The sequence below is a fragment of the Aerococcus sp. 1KP-2016 genome (genome assembly GCF_002252085.1).
In the GTDB taxonomy this organism is placed as follows: Bacteria; Bacillota; Bacilli; order Lactobacillales; family Aerococcaceae; genus Aerococcus.
Window position 1 is genome coordinate 79,621 of sequence record NZ_NEEY01000001.1, and the last position, 18,029, is coordinate 97,649.

Annotated in this window: 15 protein-coding genes; 1 reads left to right on the forward strand and 14 read right to left on the reverse strand. The window is 38.5% G+C overall.

Annotated features, from left to right (window positions below):
• Positions 1-658: 658 nt before the first annotated feature.
• On the reverse strand, positions 659-2,011 hold the full coding sequence (locus tag B9P78_RS00435) for a DEAD/DEAH box helicase (RefSeq protein WP_094517632.1): 1,353 nt from the start codon (positions 2,009-2,011) through the stop codon (positions 659-661).
• A 195-nt stretch (positions 2,012-2,206) separates the two neighbouring features.
• On the opposite strand from B9P78_RS00435, the gene zwf reads away from it, so the two are divergent.
• The gene (zwf, locus tag B9P78_RS00440; RefSeq protein ID WP_233487621.1) at positions 2,207-3,673 is read left to right on the forward strand and encodes a glucose-6-phosphate dehydrogenase; all 1,467 of its coding nucleotides are present in this window, start codon (positions 2,207-2,209) and stop codon (positions 3,671-3,673) included.
• 237 nt (positions 3,674-3,910) lie between these two features.
• On the opposite strand, the gene B9P78_RS00445 is transcribed toward zwf, so the two are convergent.
• The 13 genes from B9P78_RS00445 to B9P78_RS00510 form a co-directional block, all read right to left on the reverse strand.
• The gene (locus B9P78_RS00445; RefSeq protein WP_094517634.1) at positions 3,911-4,873 is read right to left on the reverse strand and encodes a bifunctional oligoribonuclease/PAP phosphatase NrnA; all 963 of its coding nucleotides are present in this window, start codon (positions 4,871-4,873) and stop codon (positions 3,911-3,913) included.
• Between the two features lie 58 nt (positions 4,874-4,931).
• Positions 4,932-6,251: a DRTGG domain-containing protein gene (locus tag B9P78_RS00450; protein WP_094517635.1), complete on the reverse strand. Its 1,320-nt coding sequence runs from the start codon at positions 6,249-6,251 to the stop codon at positions 4,932-4,934.
• Between the two features lie 36 nt (positions 6,252-6,287).
• Positions 6,288-7,502, reverse strand: coding sequence for a DNA polymerase IV (gene dinB / locus B9P78_RS00455; RefSeq protein WP_199445710.1), 1,215 nt, complete (start codon positions 7,500-7,502; stop codon positions 6,288-6,290).
• A gap of 44 nt (positions 7,503-7,546) precedes the next feature.
• On the reverse strand, positions 7,547-8,194 hold the full coding sequence (locus B9P78_RS00460) for a metal-dependent transcriptional regulator (protein WP_094517637.1): 648 nt from the start codon (positions 8,192-8,194) through the stop codon (positions 7,547-7,549).
• Positions 8,195-8,614: 420 nt separating this feature from the next.
• Positions 8,615-10,216, reverse strand: a complete 1,602-nt coding sequence (locus B9P78_RS00470; RefSeq protein ID WP_199445711.1) for a hypothetical protein — start codon at positions 10,214-10,216, stop codon at positions 8,615-8,617.
• Positions 10,217-10,388: 172 nt separating this feature from the next.
• Entirely contained in the window at positions 10,389-11,924 is a 1,536-nt protein-coding gene (locus B9P78_RS00475) for a hypothetical protein (protein ID WP_094517640.1), read from the reverse strand.
• A 480-nt stretch (positions 11,925-12,404) separates the two neighbouring features.
• Positions 12,405-12,683, reverse strand: a complete 279-nt coding sequence (locus B9P78_RS00480) for a post-transcriptional regulator (protein WP_233487622.1) — start codon at positions 12,681-12,683, stop codon at positions 12,405-12,407.
• A 60-nt stretch (positions 12,684-12,743) separates the two neighbouring features.
• Complete coding sequence (yajC, locus tag B9P78_RS00485; RefSeq protein WP_094517642.1) at positions 12,744-13,139, reverse strand: preprotein translocase subunit YajC; 396 nt, start codon at positions 13,137-13,139, stop codon at positions 12,744-12,746.
• Positions 13,140-13,311: 172 nt separating this feature from the next.
• Positions 13,312-14,454 carry a tRNA guanosine(34) transglycosylase Tgt gene (gene tgt, locus B9P78_RS00490; RefSeq protein WP_094517643.1) on the reverse strand — a complete coding sequence of 381 codons (1,143 nt, stop codon included), beginning with the start codon at positions 14,452-14,454 and terminating at the stop codon, positions 13,312-13,314.
• A gap of 265 nt (positions 14,455-14,719) precedes the next feature.
• Positions 14,720-15,469, reverse strand: coding sequence for a sugar phosphate isomerase/epimerase (locus B9P78_RS00495; protein WP_233487623.1), 750 nt, complete (start codon positions 15,467-15,469; stop codon positions 14,720-14,722).
• A gap of 106 nt (positions 15,470-15,575) precedes the next feature.
• Complete coding sequence (locus tag B9P78_RS00500; RefSeq protein WP_094517644.1) at positions 15,576-16,280, reverse strand: hypothetical protein; 705 nt, start codon at positions 16,278-16,280, stop codon at positions 15,576-15,578.
• Positions 16,280-17,278, reverse strand: a complete 999-nt coding sequence (gene floA, locus B9P78_RS00505) for a flotillin-like protein FloA (protein ID WP_094517645.1) — start codon at positions 17,276-17,278, stop codon at positions 16,280-16,282. Before floA ends, B9P78_RS00500 begins: the two co-directional genes overlap by 1 nt.
• On the reverse strand, positions 17,268-17,882 hold the full coding sequence (locus tag B9P78_RS00510) for an NfeD family protein (RefSeq protein WP_094517646.1): 615 nt from the start codon (positions 17,880-17,882) through the stop codon (positions 17,268-17,270). The genes floA and B9P78_RS00510 overlap by 11 nt, the downstream gene beginning before the upstream one ends.
• Between the last annotated feature and the right edge of the window lie 147 nt (positions 17,883-18,029).

An 18,029-nucleotide genomic window follows, 5' to 3' on the forward strand; every position in this document is an offset into this window, starting at 1 on the left:
TTAAAATCATAGATTTTTGTCCTTACAGTGTACGTTCCTTGTGAGCCGTGGGACCATTGAAAGCCAAGGTCTTTCAATTTGAAATCGAGCCAAGGTCTCGATTTCATACCCTTTCACGGCTAAGGAACTACACTTTCAGTCCTTTAACCTGTTCCCATGATATATTTCAATCAAAAATAATAAGAATTTTTTCAAAGTAAAAGGCGTACACAAGTCTTATTAAGAATTGTGTATGCCTTTTTAGAGCCTTTTGTCCCATCCTCTTTTTTTATTGGATGGGGCGTTGATAGGATGGGTTGGCATTTTTCATTTATTTTCTTTCGATAATTGAAAAATTTACTTTATGATTCACTTATTCTGCCATATAAGTGAAAAGCGATAAAATCATTCATTTATTTGGATGAATAAATGAATAAATCACCTGAAAATTCATCTATTTACTACATATAAGTAAAAAACAGGCTGGGGCAAGTTAGCTCCCAGCCTGTTTCTGACGTGCACTTCAAATCTAAGCGATTTTTGGCGCAGTCTATTAAAATCTGTTTCAAAAACCAGATTTGACTGCGTTTCAGAAAATTCGTTCAATCCCAAAGTACGGGCTTGAATTTCATTTTCTTCCAACGGTTCAAATCTAAACGGTTTTTGGCGCAGTCTAATTTTAATAATCGACTTTGTTTTCTTCTTTGTTGCGTTTACGTTGGTCACGACGTTTGATTCGTTGATCTTTCATACGTGTGTCTTTATTGTGTTTCGCAATTTGACGACTTAATTTCTTTTTGTAGCCAGGTTTTACCTTACTACGTTTGGTACGTTCAATCATACCGGCAACAGCGTTATCCACTTCAGGTGCTCTTTGACGTGCAGAACGAGCATCGTGGTCTTTACCATCGATCATTTGGTGATTTTTGATGTCCTTAAATTCGAACTTGATACCTTTATTTTCCAACCATTCAATATCTTTCAATTCTTCTGGAATATAGAAAGTAATCGCTGTACCTGGTTTACCTTGACGGCCAGTACGACCAACACGGTGAATAAAGAATTCCAATTCATTCGGTACTTCGTAGTTGATGACATGAGAAACGCCATCAATATCAATCCCACGAGCCGCTAAGTCAGTAGCCACTACATATTGGAAATCTAAGTTTTGCACTTGTTTCATCACACGGCGACGTTCACGCGCTGGTAAATCCCCATGAATGTGACCAACATTCAAACCTTGAGATTTCAAGTATTTGTAAATTTCTTCAACTGTTTCTTTGGTATTCGCAAAGATTAATGCTAAATATGGTTGCCCAATTGTTAGCGTATCGAATAACAAGGCTTTACGGTCGCGACCTTTCACAGGTACCAATAAGTTTTCGATTGTATCTGAAATCTTGTTTTTCGCTTCAATTGTTGACCAATCTGGATTAGACATATATTTCATCAAGAATGGTTTTAATTTTGGTGGTAAAGTTGCTGAGAAAACATACATTTTTAAGTTTTTCGGCATACGACCAGCAATTTGGTCAACCACATTAAGGAAACCTAAATCCAACGTCATATCGGCTTCATCTACAACGAAATCGCGTACTTGATGCACTGAGATTTTATTGTTGTCGACTAAGTCTAGTAAACGTCCAGGGGTACCCACAACAATTTGCGGCATGTTTGATTCCAAACGGCTTGCTTGTTTTTGCGTATCCGTACCACCAAAAGCACGTTCAATATGAATTTCATCCGGTGAGAATGAAATAATTTGACGGGCTGCTTGATATAGCTGCTCAGCCAATTCACGACTTGGCGCTGTAATCACCAATTGTGTGTGGTGCTCTGGCGTAATTTTGTTCAATAATGGTAATAGGAATGCATGTGATTTACCAGAACCTGTTTGGCTTTGGGCAATCACGTCACGCCCTGCTTGAATTTTAGGAATAACACTGGCTTGAATAGGTGACGGCTCTGTAAAGTTTAAATCTGCAAGAGCCTCATAAATAAAGGGTTTAAAATCATATTGTGTAAAAGACATCGTCTCCCACCTTTCTCGCTTGCGCATCAACGCAAGAATTGTTCTTTTTGCTCATCCTAACTAGTATACCATTTTTCTTGTGAAATCTATAATAATAGCTGTATTAAAAATTCCTAAGAAAATCAAGTACATATCCTTGTGAAAGCATCGAACATTCGTATATAATAAATGAGAACTATGAAAGGATGTAGCATAATGACTAATAAACAAGTTGGTGGGCTTATCGTTATGTTTGGCGCTGCTGGAGACTTAGCGCGTCGTAAACTTTACCCATCTTTATTCCGCTTATATCAACGCCAATTACTATCTGAAAACTTTGCCCTATTAGGTAACTCACGTCGTGAATGGTCTGACGACTATTTCCGCGAGATTGTTTTAGATTCGATTAGTGATCAAAAAGCTGACGAAACCACTGTAAATAATTTTATTCAACATTTCTTCTACGTATCACATGATGCAACCAAAGCCGAAGATTATGATAACTTAAAGACTTCAATGGATAAATTAGCTGAAGAATTCAATACTGGTGGCAAGAATCTTTATTACCTTTCAACTGCCCCATCCATCTTCCCTGATATTACCAAAGGTCTAAAAGATGCTGGCATCGTAACCGATGGTGGTACCCACCGTGTAATCCTTGAAAAACCATTTGGTACTGACTTAGCATCAGCTGGTGAATTAAACAAGGCCTTAGAAATATCTTTCGATGAAAAAGATATTTACCGAATTGACCACTATCTTGGTAAAGAAATGGTACAAAACATCCTTACAACACGTTACTTCAACCCTGTAGTTGAAGCCATGTTAAATAGCCAATATGTCTCAAACATCCAAATTACCCTAGCTGAAGATATGCCAGTTGGTACTCGTGGTGGTTATTATGACAAATCTGGTGCCATTCGTGACATGTTCCAAAACCACATTTTACAAGTAGCAACATTGTTAGGTATGGAATTGCCTGAAAACTTGGATCAAGATGCTGTACATGCAAGTAAATTAGCCTTCATGAAGGAGATTGCTTCTTTCACACCAGAACAAACCGATAAACAAATGGTGCGTGCACAATACACTGCAAGTTCTGATGGTGAATTCATCAACTACTTAGATGAAAATGAAGTGGCCAAGGATTCAGTTACTGAAACCTACCTTGCTGGTTACTTCCAAGTCAATAATGACCGTTGGGGTAATGTGCCGTTCTACTTCAAAACGGGTAAAGCTTTGGCTGATAAACACACCACTGTTGAAATCATCTTGAATGAAAAAGTAAATGAAGCTGATATTGCAAAACCATGCAATCCAGATCAAACACGCATTACTTTCAGTATTCAACCTGAAACCGGCATTGCCTTCCATTTGAATCAAAAATTACCAGGTGAAGCCCTAGCGCCAAATCTTGTAACCATCAATTCAGATGTGGATGAATTAATTGCCGCCTATGTACCAGATGCATACGAAAAATTAATTTACGATGCTCTTATCGGCGACCAAACCAACTTCTCAACTTGGAACGAACTTGCTGAACAATGGCGTATCGTTGATTCAATTATCGAAAACTGGAAAAACGACGGCATCACAAGTTTACCAACCTATGAAGGTAAATCACGTGGCCCTAAAGAAGCCGACGAGCTCTTACGCCAAAACGGCCATTGCTGGGTTCAATAATACGCATATACTTTAAAAAGACGGTGCCTCGGCATCGTCTTTTTTTATAGGTGATTTTTGTCTTACCTGTGTTAATAAGTCACGATTCCCCCTAGATGTGACTTATCTGACAAAAATAAGTCACATCATTTGGGACAATCCAGCCCTTGCAATTTGCAACCATTTGCTCACAAAAAAGCCTGCGCATCCACTAGTTTTCTAGTCAATACTCAGGCTTATTTTGTCATTCAATCAATTTTAGTCATAAAAGTGTTCGCGACGGTATGCGATAGCAACTTCGCCTAATTGGGCTAGTAATTCATCTTTTTCGGCTTCAGAATAAACGTTGGCACCTGAAGCTTTCTCATGACCACCACCATCATGTTGGGCAGCAATGTGGTTGATTGCTGGACCCTTAGAGCGGATGCGGGCCCGAATTTTACCATCTGGTTGCTCAATAAAGTTGACCCAGGTGATGACGCCTTCGATGGTACCAGGGATTTGAACGACTTGATAGGTTTCATTAGCGGTTAAGTCTAATGATTGTAATAAGTCTTGTGAAATATACACAGAGTTCACTGTACCTTGAGCTGATAATTTCATATTTTGTAAGACATAGGCTTGCAAACGTGCTTGCGAAATGGATTGTGTATTGGATTCTTGCATCAAGTCAGATGCGGGGAAGTCATAACGCAATAATTCACCTGCAATTGCCATAGTAGTTGGTGTGGTGTTGTCATATAGGAAACGACCGGTATCACCAACAATACCTAGGAAGAAACATTTAGCTGCTTCATCATTCATTTGTAAGGCATTGTCTTCGTCTAAGACGATAGAAGCCCATAATTCTGACGTAGAAGAAATTTCAGGTTTCACAATCATATAGTCCCCGTATGGATCCTCATTTGGATGATGGTCAATTTTAACTAAAGTTGCACCCTTTTTGTAGCGTTGATCATCGATACGTGGGCGGTTAGCTGAATCGTTCACGATAACTAAAGCATTTTTATATTTATCATCATTGATGTCATCCATATCCCCGAATTCTGCAAGGGAATCATCGTCTAATCCGACTGCATAGATTTCCTTGCCTGGATAAGTTTCTTCCAGCACGGCCTTTAAGCCCATTTGTGAGCCTAGGGCATCTGGATCCGGGCGAACGTGACGGTGGATAATAATGACATCATGTTCAACGATTGCAGCTAATATTTTATCTAACATATTGACCTCTTTCTAAGTCCTAAAAATTTCATTTGTATGATTGTTGGTATTACATTTATTAATTGGTTAGTGATTTCACACTAGCCAGTGCCTTGGTCATAATTTGTTTACCGTGGTAAATGGTCACATCTATTTCCATAGATCGACGGGATACATCTAAGAATTCCAGTACAATATCAATGGTACTTTGTAGCGGCACTAATTTCAAATTATATACTGTAACCTTGTCCACGACAATGGCTTTGTCTTGCGTTTTCTTCACAAATTGTTTGATGGCTAGCTGAACAATGGCACTTTGTAGGGCATTGGACATGGCACCAAAATCATTTGTTAGAGAAACGTCGCTCAAGAAACGGTAGCGTGCCTTGGTAAAATCATCTTGCGCGTCTACAAATTTTAATTTGTCCGCAAGCAACATCTCGATGCGGTTTTCACTTTGCTCCGTTTGTTGCGTGTATTGCAGGGTGCGTAAGACATCTTGTCGTGACAAAATCCCTTGTAAGTATTCATCTTCATCAACAACTGGCAAAATTTCAAGTCCATCCCAAATCATCATGTGCGTAATGCTGGCTACTGACATTGGTTTCTTGGCAGAAATTGGCGTAGCTGTCATCGCTTTGGATAATTGTGTTTCTGGATCAAAGTCCAAAATGTCCTTGGCAGTAATAATCCCTGCAAGTTTTCCATCTGGTTCACATACTGGAAAACGGGTATGACCAGAGTCTTCAGATAACTGGCGGTAGGCGGTAATAGTATCCGTGGTATATAGGAACTGCGTTTGATTTAACGGGATATAAATATCTTCAACGAGTAGGATATCTTTTTGCATTGAACGCTCTATCATGGCCTTATTAATCAAGGTAGCCGTTGCGTAGGTATCGAAGGTCACACTTAATAGTGGTACTTCGCGCGCATTGGCTAGGTCCACGATGTCATTGCTCGGCTTGAAACCACCTGAAATCAGTACGGCGATATCATTTTCCAAGGCGATACGTTGGATTTCCTCTCGGTTCCCAACGATCATCAAGGCGTTTGGTTCGATATAACGACGCATACCATCTGCTTCCATGGCACCGATAATAAATTTGCGGACTTCATGGTCAAGCCCCGTCGCTCCACCAAGTACCTGGCAGTCGGTTACTTTGATAATTTCCTCAATCGTCAGATGTTGCATGCGGCGATTTTCATTTTCTTCCACCCGCACTGTGCCGACGCGTTCTTTGGTTGCCACCAGATGTAGGTTTTCAGCCGCCTTAATGGCACGATAGGCAGTTCCCTCAGAAACCTTTAAATTACGGGCAATACTACGCACCGAAATTCTGGCATCAATTGGTAAATTTTTAATATATTGGATAATTTGCTCATGTTTGGTAGCCATTTGCTTCGCTCCTCAGTTTATTGTCGGTCAATCAAACTAAAAAGCTTCTGGCTCTGTTTGATTGTCTTGATTCGGTTCTTGGTTCTTGCGGTTGTCATCCACTGCACCAGGAGAACCTTTTTCTTTCTGATCTTCAAATAGATTTAAGCGGATATTTTCAAAAGTAATTTCAGTTAAATCGGACAAGGTGATGCCAAGTAGACGCACACCTTTTGACACATCCCCATACTCTTGCCATAAATCCGCTGCATAAAAATAAATATCCGCTGTATCAACAATGGAATCCACCAAGGACCGCTGCCTTGTAACCGTAGTAAAGTCCGCATCACGAAACTTCAAGGTCACTACCTTACCGTGCACACCCTTATCCTTCATGGCTTTGCTGACACTTCCTGCCAGCTTGCGCAAGGTTTCCTCGACTTCATTGTCGTGGTAGAGAAATGGGTAAAAAGTACGCTCCTTACCAATGGATTTGCGTACCCTTGACACTTTGACAGGGCGGTTATCTACCCCACGTACACGTTCATATAAAGCTAAGCCGGCCTTGCCGAAATATTGAATGCACTCATCTTGTGACAAATTCTTCAGGTCTGCACCCGTGTAAATGCCCAAATCATGCATTTTTTCCGCCGATCTCGTCCCAACCCCATAATAGTCTTCAATAGGCAATTGCTCTAGGAAGGGAATCGCGCGTTTGGGGGTAATGATAGTCATGCCAAATGGTTTTTGATAGTCCGAAGCGAGTTTAGCGATAAACTTGTTATATGATACGCCGATGGAACAAGTTAAATTTAGCTCCTGATAGATGGCAGTCTGGATTTCCTTGGCGACATCCATCGCATAAGCGAGTCCCATCTTATTTTTGGTGACATCAAGGAAGGCCTCATCAATGGATAAGGGCTCGATGATATCGGTATAACGTTTGAAAATTGCGCGAACCTGTTGCGATACCTCACGATATTTTTCATAGTTACCGGAAACAAAAATCCCCTGCGGACACAGACGATATGCCTCCGCAGCCGACATGGCAGAATGAACACCAAATTTTCTGGCTTCATATGAGGCCGTCGAAACCACACCTTTCCCCGAATTTTCCTTGGGGTGGCGGGCGATTATGACTGGTTTCCCGCGATATTCCGGGTTATCTCGTTGCTCGATTGAGGCGAAAAAAGCGTCCATATCAACATGTAATATTTTCCGCGATCCATCTATTACTGGATCATCAAAAGACAATATCCCAATTGTACGCACGTTCATCCCTCCTTCTGATCATTACCCGGTTGAAGGTGAAAAAATTAGTCCTTCTCTACAAAAACATTTACGGTTGCTTTAGGGTTCAACACAACATTTTCCCCTTTACGCCCAATCGTATATGAATTATCGAAGTTTTCAATTTCTTCTACAGTATATTTTTTGTCTAATTTGATTTCTAACTTGTCTAGATAAGTTAGAAGATCACGGTCATCTGTAACACGTTTAATCTTGAATTTATCACCTACAGCTAAATCTGCCAAAGGCGTTGTTGCTTCAGGTGCTGCTTTACCATCCTTATCAGGAATTGCACCACCATGTGGACAATATGTTGGATTACCTAAAAATGCATCTAGGCTGTCAACAAATAATTCTGAACCAGCATGTTCCAACTGTTCAGCCTCTTCGTGGACTTGATCCCAGTCATAGCCAAGTTTTTCATACAAGAACATTTCCCAAATACGGTGACGTCTCACTAGTGATGCACCCATTTTGGTACCTTCTTCAGTTAATTGTACACCTTGATAGGGAATGTAAGTAACCCATCCCTCATCCTGTAACTTGCTGATCATTTCAGTAACTGACGCCGCTGAAATATTCAATGCCTCACTAATCGCCTTGTTCCCAACACGTTCAGCTTGACCACCAAACTCAAAAATAACTTTCATGTAATCTTCTCTACTTTTAGACATGACTATCACCTTTCCACTCTCTATTTCTAACCTTATTATACCTTAAATTTAGGCAAAAAAGGAAAAAGGCACACTTTTTTATAGATATACCTAAAAAAATTTTAAACCAATTTGAGAGAAAAATATTAATATTATTTTTCACTAACCTTATACAAAAAGATCCCGAAACAAAAGTATAAAATTTTCGATTTTCGTCCTTACAGTGTAAGTTCCTTGTGAGCCGTGGCACCAGCGAAAGCCAAGGTATTTCGCTTTGAAATCGAGCCAAAGTCTCGATTTCATGCTGTTTCACGGCTAAGGAACTACACTTACAGTCCTCTTAGCTTATATATTTTTTTGAATAGATCAAAAAACGAGAACACATCTTTAAAAGAAATGTTCTCGTCATTTTATGGCCATTTATCCCATGATCTTATAATTTTATATCTGCGCGTATAGTCTACTCCATTCCATATCCAAGTCTTTAGTCATAGATTCTACATCTAAAGCACCTTTCATATACATAGCACGTACCTCAATTAACGCTTTAAAAGAAAATTGACCCCATGCAATTAAGTTAATATGTAACATAAAAGTTAATGTTTCTCCTTTTGAACGAAGAAAAGCATCACCAGCATCCACTAAACATAACGCACCATATCCAATTAATAACATTCGTCTAAGTTCAGGTTTGTTTCCAAAAGGAAGTGATTCAGACCAATCTCGTTTGTGATAGAATTTGCTCTTCATTGCCCAAAGTGCTCGTATAAATAATTCATTAATTACTACAGGTATTGCAGTAGCGGCTGAAAATCTTGCATCGTAGCCTTTCTCGTATACTTGGGTCATCAATTGGGAAAACGATTTTTGATCCCCATTTACATTAAAAGAACCGTAATCAAATAGCAAAAATAGTTCATAAAATCCTGGAGCTACTCCAGCGCCAATTCTTCCATTGCTATGACCTCTGGTACCGCTTGAACCTGCAATATCAGACATTATATGACCTAGCCAATTACAAAAACCACAGAATATTTTTCCTACAAAAGTATCTCCTTGTAATTGAAATTGTTCGGTTCCACCTTTACGGGTGGCACGTTGTAATTTCCCATCAATAATTAGAGATGTTTTACCCGTAAATTGATCTAAAATAGAAAAAAATAATCCTATAAAATCTGGTGAATGTGCTAACGATAGCAAATGATGATTATTTGGTCGTAATTTGTTTTTAATACCATCAACTCCTACCAAATCTGATAAATCACTAGCGTATCTAGCATCATAAACAACTTTATAACGTTCTTCTAAATAACCTATTGCACTAGCAATTCCATCGATAGATTTTTGGGAGTTTTTCTTAAATTTTATCCCGTTCTTTTTGTCAATTTGATGAATTTTTTTTGCAAACTTTACTACTAAATTATCAGTCGCTTGATTTGTTAAATTTCCTAATTTGCTACTACCTGGCATTCCTACAAAAAAACTGTCAATTAAACCTGAAGCAACGCCAGAAAACCCAGCGATAAAGTAATCTAACTTATCTAGGGTTACATTTACGTCTATAGTATAATCATCTTTAATAGTTTTTCGAATACTTTCCCTTTGATCGAGTGTTAATAATTCTTCGAAAGGATCCTTAGTTAAATCTATATTATGACTATATCCGTAATTTTCTATATCCGAAATACATGTATCCCAATTTGTTTCTGAACTACCTTGGATAGATTTGATCTCTGATAAAATTGTTATTTCCTCATGCGTAGTATCGTCAACCTCCAAATTATCCAATAATAAATCTACCTCTTCGGAATTTAATAATATGTCGGTATTACTTAAATTGATTTCATTAATTAAGTTATCTGCTTCGTTTAACAATCCATCAAGAACAGCTGCATTTTCAGTGTTATCTTCTTCAAGTTGTTTTAAAAATGCTTCTACCTCTTGAATTCTTTTGGCCACTTCATTAATCTGGTTGTTTTGTACAATTAAAGCTTTGCCTGACTCCTTTAAAACATCTTTTTTTTGATTATCACCTTTCATCAAAATTTACCATTCTTTCCTACAAATTATGATTGCTCCAACATTTCGTTAAAGAATTTTTTTGCATACCCTTTTGTAGTAGCAAATGCAGCATCTTGTATTTTGTTATACCCGATTTTATCAAAAATCTTTACCAAATTATCCAATTGAGTATTTGTTAACGTTTCTTTTAACACTAATTGTATTTTTTCTTGTTCATTATCATCAAAATAATTTTTTCTTCATAGCAAGTTTCCACAATCTCACCTAATTCTTTTAAAGTTGGGGCTGAGGTCAATTCTTTTAAGCGAATAACATCTAAAGTGCGTGGTAACTTAGCTATCATTTGTTCTCTTGTAGCCAGTGTTAAATTCTCAGAAGAGATTTTTGCAGCATTTGTTATGCTTTTTAACAGTGTTGTTAATTTTTCGATTTTAGCATTATTATTCTCCATATTTCGAATGGCAATCATTAAAGAATTGGAGATTTCATTTATATCTTCTATGATATAATTTATAGTTTGCTGTTGATTTTTAATAATTTCTTGGAGCATAAATTCTCTTTGCTTGTTATTCTCTAAATCTGAAATACCCGTTAATTTTTTAACACCTTTATAAGACCCAACACCCAACAATATGGCAATACCTATTCCTGAAACCATACCTGAAAAACCTAACAAACCACCCATACCTAAAGTTGCCAATCCTGAAGTTAGTCCTGCAGCACTCATTCCTACAACTGATCCAGAAAAATATATTGCAGCTAATGGTACACCTACAGCTACAGCATTTGCAGATAAGTCTTTAAGTGATTTTTCAATTTCGGTATCATTACTTCTTTTATTTAAGATATCTTTATCTCTTTGAATAGATTCTAGAAAAATCTCAACTTGCTGATCACTAATTTGAAGCAACCTTTCTAAATTCAGAATAAATTCGTTATCTTTCCATAATTTTGGGTCGTTATTTTTGCTAAAAATATATAGTACGTCTTTCATAAGCGATTGCTTCGTTACAGAAATGCTGCTACTTTCTACTAACGACTCTAACTCATTTATAAGTAATTCATTTTCTACTTTATCGCCCTCATCAAACATATATTGTCTAATTGTTAATCGTGCATCTTTGTCCATTTTGTTTCTAGCCATTAATGCCATGATTTCTGAATATTCTAATGAGTCAATTTTTCCGTCGTTGATAAACGCAAAATTGCAAATAATTTTTACATAGTTTACTTGTGTTTCAGAGCTTAAATCTGATAATGGAATTCGTTGGTTTGTTATCTTATAGTCATCTTCAGATTCTGCTATATTTACTATTCCATTTAACAATTCAGCAATCTCGACATAATTTACTTCACGCATAAAACCTGTGATTTTTTTTATTGTTTTATCCTTTAATGTGATTGCTACAGCTTCTGTTTTCGTAATTTTTCCGTTATCTTTTACTGTTTCTTCAATAATTCTTTCAGCAGATTCAATATCCTTGTATTCAATTTTTATAGCATTTTCCAAGAGTGTTTTAGAATAAAAACTATTACCCAGAAAAACACATCCTTCTTTGCCATTTTTAAAGATCGAAGAGTCAACAACTGCTAATACATAGTTTGGATCAACGTTATCTGATATTGATTGTACAGCATTGTTTAATTTTTTTTCTGGGATTTCAGGAGCAATATATACTGTTTCACTTAATTTAGAAACATTATCTTTAATAAAATTTTCGACACTCATACAGTTTCTCCTTCGTACTTATAAATACGCTTTTTCTTCGTAAACTAACAAATCCAGTAACCGGTTTCAATATAACTAATTTCACATAGTATATCAAAATTTTATAAATATAAATAGACACTTTATTAATATAATTTATTCAAAATACGAGTATGTATATATTAGCCGCAGGCAGAAGTTTAAGTCCTTTAGCCGTGAAAAAAGGATGAAATCGAGACCTTGGCTGGATTTCAAGACTGGAGACCTTGGCTCCAGTCGGTCCCACGGCTTTTAAAGGACTATACACGATAGCCACAGGCTCCAGTTACACCAATTACGAACATAAAATAAATAACACCCCAACATTTAGCTGTCAGTCCAACAGACATCCTCAACAACACAGTCAAAGACACACCCATATTCATCCGAAGGATAGCAACTCCCATTTTCCCAAAACAAAAAAAGCCCGGGACACAAGATTCCAGGCAATCAACAACATTATTATAATAAATCTTTGATATTCATTTCCTCTAAAGGCGGAACATCATAAACCGTTGCTTGTAACTTTGCATAGTCAAAGTAATCATTCGCATGCAGCTGTTGCACACGTTTGATGCGGTCAGAAAACTTCTTAGGTGCTTCCCGTTTCCATGCAAACTCTCTATAATATTCCTCAATGTCCTGCCATTCGATCCCATTATACCCTTGCTTCTTGAGACTGTGAGATTTTGATAGAAACCATGGTCGAAGACAGAGGAACTCGAATTTCGAAACTTTCATATTGGCCTCCGTAACGAAAGGTTCAATCATTTTGATGTCTAGTCAAAAATCGACCGACAATTATTTTTGATCGTCCTCTGCTTGGTCACCTATATGAGTAGTATCAGTATCTTCTACTAAAGTAGATTCAGCATGTGCTTGCTCTTCAGCCGCATCGCTAATGATATCATTCAATGCAGCAGTATCCATTGGGTCAGCTTTGCTTGTACGCGCAATTGCACGACGGTCAAAGATCAAGAAAACACCTTCACAGTTTAAGGTAATGGTATTTTTCACTTCGTCGATTTCAGCAATCACACCATGTAAACCACCGATAGTAACCGCAGTATCACCTACAGCCATACTAGCCATCATATCTTGTGCTGCTTTTTGACGTTTTTGTTGTGGACGGATTAACATAAAATACATCAACCCAACTAAAACGATAATATATAAAACTGTTCCTAAACCTGGCATTGAATATAAACCTCCTGAAATTCTTTAATTTGTAATTTTCATAACTTTTTAATTGTAGCACTATCCTACCATAAAACCGACCATTTGTGCATAAAATACGGGTTGGAAATATGGAAAATTGTAGCCACTTTCACATCCGCTCAAAGCTTTTGTGAAAAGGACGGCCTATCGCCTAGAAATTAGACTTTTTGACTTCACCGTAATAACGTAAGAAGAATTCATCTCTAAAGTCTAACAGGCGGTCTTCACGGATAGCTTCCTTGATTTGCTCCATCAAGTTGATCAAGAAATGCAAGTTATGAATAGATGTCAAACGAAGACCGAATGTCTCGTTTGTCTTCATCAAGTGACGAATATATGCTCTTGAATAGTTACGACAAGTGTAGCAATCGCACTCTGGATCAAGTGGTGTAAAGTCACGCGCATATTGTGCATTCTTAATGACAACACGACCTTGGCTAGTCATTGTAGTACCATTACGCGCAATACGTGTTGGTAATACACAGTCAAACATGTCGACACCACGGATAACACCCTCAATCAAGGCATCCGGACTACCCACACCCATCAAGTAACGCGGTTTATTTTCCGGCATTACAGGTGTTAAATAATCCAACACTTCATACATATCTTCCTTAGATTCACCAACAGATAACCCACCAATAGAGTAACCAGGGAAATCTAATGAAATCATGTCTTTGGCATGTTTTAAACGTAAATCCTTGTACCCAGCACCTTGTAAAATACCAAATAAAGCTTGGTCATTCGAACGTTCATGCGCCTTCAAACCACGTTCAGCCCAGCGTGTTGTACGGTTGATTGAATTTTTCACATAATCATAATCATGGTTGAAATCTGGACACTCATCAAAAGACATGATGATATCCGCACCTAAATTATTCTCAATTTGAATCGCCTTTTCAGGAGACAAGAACAACTTCTTCCCATCTAAATGAGATTTAAAAGTTACCCCTTCCTCTTCAATCTTACGCGTATCCGCCAATGAGAAAACTTGGAATCCACCTGAATCCGTTAAAATTGGCTTGTCCCAGTTCATAAACTTATGCAAACCACCGGCTTCTTTGACCAAATCATCCCCTGGACGTAACCATAGATGATAGGTATTCGATAAAATGATTTGCGCGTTCATATCAGTTAACTCTTCTGGAGATACAGACTTAACTGTTGCTAGCGTACCTACTGGCATAAACACAGGTGTTTCAATCGAACCATGTGGGGTTTCAACTGTACCCAAACGTGCCGCAGTATGCTTTTCTTTCTTGTGTAACGTAAAATTCAATGCACTACTCGTCATTGCAGAACCTTCCTTCTAGTAATAATAGTCGACAATAGCATAGCAACGCCTTGATTCATGTCAAAGCTAGCGCTTGCCATCATCTTTTAGATGTATGCGACATCAGTCGGCATACTTGAATATCCGAAACTGACTTCCTCAGCTTCCGTAACTTGCTTCATTGTATAAATAAATATTGACAACTCAACAATGTTACCACGCTTCAAAGGTGCAAGCAAGTGGGAAAGCAAAAGGATACGCGTCAAGGCGCATTAAACGCTCTAATCTAAACTGGCTTCAATATTACGCAAATCAGTTTTGACTTTTCGGCTACCTCATCTACATCACTCGCTAAGTATTGGCACTCAACTGCAACCGGAATCTCTACATCAATAGCTTTTAGAATGCTGGTAATATCTACATCCCCAACCGATAATCCTGCTAATGAAGCTCGTGTCGCTTCTTCCACTTGTTTCAAATGTACATAGTGAATATACGGTAAAACTTTTTGAACGGCTTGAACAGGATCTTCATGGAAAAATAGGAAATTCCCCACATCAAAGCACATACCTACATGGTCGTTCGCATATTTTTCAAGGAAGCCTTTGAAATAATCACTCGAACCTGTTTCAGGGGTATTGTCATTTTCTAAAACAATTGACAGGCCCGTTTGTGCAATTTTTTCATTCACTATAAGCATGTCGTCTGCTACACTTGCTGGGTCATATGCCCCTAAGTTAATTTTCAATTGAACAGCACCCACTGCTTGCGGCAATGTGAAAAATTCATCTAGTTTGGCATTTAATTTTCCCGCTTCAAATAAAGCTGCCGGTATTGATAGAAATACCTGCATACCAAGGACTTGGCTAGTGGTTTTGAGGTCACGTAATTCTTGATCACTACCATCAAAGTACTCACTCCGAAGTTCTACAGTTTTAAAGCCTATTTCTTGAATGGATTGGAGCATGTCAAGTTGACCAAAGTTATCGTTTTTTACTAAGTCTGCATATGCAATTGTATTTAATACCCAGTTCATATACACTCATCCTATCTGTCTGTTGATTGCGATAAAAGGAGCCCAGGTGTATGTCTCCTAGGCTCCAATTGTAGTTTCTTGCTATTTTGTTGCTAAGTTGCTTAACCTAACCGCGTTTTGCCAAGGGTTTATCTAATATTTCCTTCAATAGTATACCGCGTTTGATTTCACTTTTGTTGGTTAAGCCTAATTTGGCAGCTGTTGATTTGGCTTTGAGATTGGTTGATGCAGTCATTTCAAAAGGTTTGTCGCCTTCGTCCATGTGCGCAAATAATTTGTCCAATTCTTTGTTCAACTGTTGGGACTCTTTCTCAAATGTAGCATCCATTTCCTCTAGGGCACTAGATAAATCACGGTCAACCCTATCCATTTCACGGTCAAAGTAGCCTTCATCGCTCGTACCGATTTCAAACGGCAACCCTTCTAAAGACGCTCCTTCCATAGAAGAGATACTATCTTCATACGTCTCACCTTCACCAAAGGCAGACACGCGAACAGCATCCTTAGCTTTGATTTGATCAGTTTGTTGTAAGCGTTCCGGCCGATTACTCTTGGCCGCATTGCGCGGTGTGCTAGTACGTTCGTTAGCCTTTTCTTCTTCAACAATGGTTTTTAATTCATCAATCATTTGGTTAAAAGGATTGATGCTCCGTTTACGACTAGTCGCCACTGTTTTGGATGACGACTGACTACGGTTTTGTTTATTCGCTTGATTCAATTCTTTCATGCGTTGTTCAGTACGTTTCTTATTGGCCTCGCTAATAAAGGATAAGATAATACTAATGATAAAAATGCCGAGAATGACCTGCATTATTGCTCACCTGTCTTTGTATCGGATTCTCCTTCAGATAGGCTTTCGCGCATTTTTGTATCCGCTTGAATATTTTGCATATTGTAGTAATCCATTACCCCAATTTTCCCTGTTCTAAAGGCTTCCGCAATAGCTTGAGGGATTAAGGATTGCGCTTCAACCACTTTGGCGCGCATTTCTTGGGTCTTGGCAATATTTTCTTGCTCTTGGGCTACCGCCATTGCACGACGTTCTTCAGCTTTGGCTTGGGCAATTCGTTTATCCGCCTCTGCTTGTTCCGCTTGTAATTTGGCACCAATGTTACGGCCAACATCTACATCCGCGATATCAATGGATAGAATTTCAAAAGCTGTACCTGAATCAAGCCCCTTACGTAAAATCGTTTGCGAGATGGCATCCGGATTTTCAAGGACGATTGAGTGGGTCGCTGAAGACCCTACCGTTGTCACAATCCCCTCACCTACACGTGCGATGATAGTTGATTCACCAGCACCCCCAACAAGGCGTTCAATGTTTGCTCTTACAGTTACCTTGGCCTTGGCACGCACTTCAATCCCGTTCATAGCCACGGCCGCAACGATTGGTGTTTCAATGACCTTAGGATTTACGGACATTTTTACAGCCTCAAACACATCACGACCAGCTAAGTCGATTGCAGCAGCTTGTTCGAATTCCAAATCAATATTGGCACGTTGGGCTGCAATCAAAGCATCTACGACCATATTAATATCCCCACCCGCTAGATAATGGGCTTCTAAATCATTTAAATTAATGGTTAAACCGGCTTTCGTCGCCTTAATTAAAGGCTTGACGATATTAATTGGATTTACCCGACGTAGGCGCATACCGACTAAATCGCCAATGCCCACTTGCACACCTGAAAAGTATGCGGTAACCCATAGTCCAACTGGCACAAATGTGAAGAATAAAACCAAGAAAATGATGATCACAAAGGCCAAGAGTAAAATACCGATAAGTCCTGAATAGCTAGTGTCCATGTTTACTCCTCCTTACGAAAAGTTGATTATTGCGAATAGCGACGACCGTAACCGATTCCTCAGCGCTAATAATTTCATTATCACTGACAACCTCTAAAATTTGACCATCTGGAAAAGTAGCCTTTCCGGTGGGCCGTAACGGTGTAATCGTCACTGCAGATTGTCCCATATAAACTTGCATATTCATGGTCTGAGACTGAAAACCACGTTCTTTGTTGAGCGCCGAGTGTAACACAATTTTCTCATTGAAAGGCATCCGGTAACCCAACTTGACCAAAACATAGAATGTAACAATACCAACTAAAGCACCGATTACAATATCAATCAAGCTAGCAGCAAAACTACCATTCTGCCCTACCATACCACCTGCACCAAATAAAATCCCTAAAACACCCAATATCCCATAAGTTGGCAGGAAAATCTCCGCTATCACAAGGATAGTACCTACCGCAAACATGAATAAGGATAGCCATGAACCCGTTTCTGAAAGTGAAAAGTAACCCAAGAAGGCTGCGACACTCACAATACCACCGATCATATAGCGACGTGTCATCAACCCAGCAATAATAGCCAGAATACCAATTGAAAAAATAACTGTTTCCAACAATGCCACCTCCGTTTCTCTAGGTCTATTTTAACACACCAAGAAAATGCTTACACTTCTAACGATTAATTTATTTGTTATATCATTTTATGACGGACGCTACGGATAACAGGCTTATTTCGTTTGGCGTTTATTTTTTATATTTTT

Coding starts and splice junctions, on each gene's coding strand:
- B9P78_RS00435 (WP_094517632.1), bottom strand. CDS start 2,011: ATGTCTTTTACACAATATGATTTTAAACCCTTTATTTATGAGGCTCTT.
- zwf (WP_233487621.1), top strand. CDS start 2,207: ATGACTAATAAACAAGTTGGTGGGCTTATCGTTATGTTTGGCGCTGCT.
- B9P78_RS00445 (WP_094517634.1), bottom strand. CDS start 4,873: ATGTTAGATAAAATATTAGCTGCAATCGTTGAACATGATGTCATTATT.
- B9P78_RS00450 (WP_094517635.1), bottom strand. CDS start 6,251: ATGGCTACCAAACATGAGCAAATTATCCAATATATTAAAAATTTACCA.
- B9P78_RS00460 (WP_094517637.1), bottom strand. CDS start 8,194: ATGTCTAAAAGTAGAGAAGATTACATGAAAGTTATTTTTGAGTTTGGT.
- B9P78_RS00475 (WP_094517640.1), bottom strand. CDS start 11,924: ATGAGTGTCGAAAATTTTATTAAAGATAATGTTTCTAAATTAAGTGAA.
- B9P78_RS00480 (WP_233487622.1), bottom strand. CDS start 12,683: ATGAAAGTTTCGAAATTCGAGTTCCTCTGTCTTCGACCATGGTTTCTA.
- yajC (WP_094517642.1), bottom strand. CDS start 13,139: ATGCCAGGTTTAGGAACAGTTTTATATATTATCGTTTTAGTTGGGTTG.
- tgt (WP_094517643.1), bottom strand. CDS start 14,454: ATGACGAGTAGTGCATTGAATTTTACGTTACACAAGAAAGAAAAGCAT.
- B9P78_RS00495 (WP_233487623.1), bottom strand. CDS start 15,469: ATGAACTGGGTATTAAATACAATTGCATATGCAGACTTAGTAAAAAAC.
- B9P78_RS00500 (WP_094517644.1), bottom strand. CDS start 16,280: ATGCAGGTCATTCTCGGCATTTTTATCATTAGTATTATCTTATCCTTT.
- floA (WP_094517645.1), bottom strand. CDS start 17,278: ATGGACACTAGCTATTCAGGACTTATCGGTATTTTACTCTTGGCCTTT.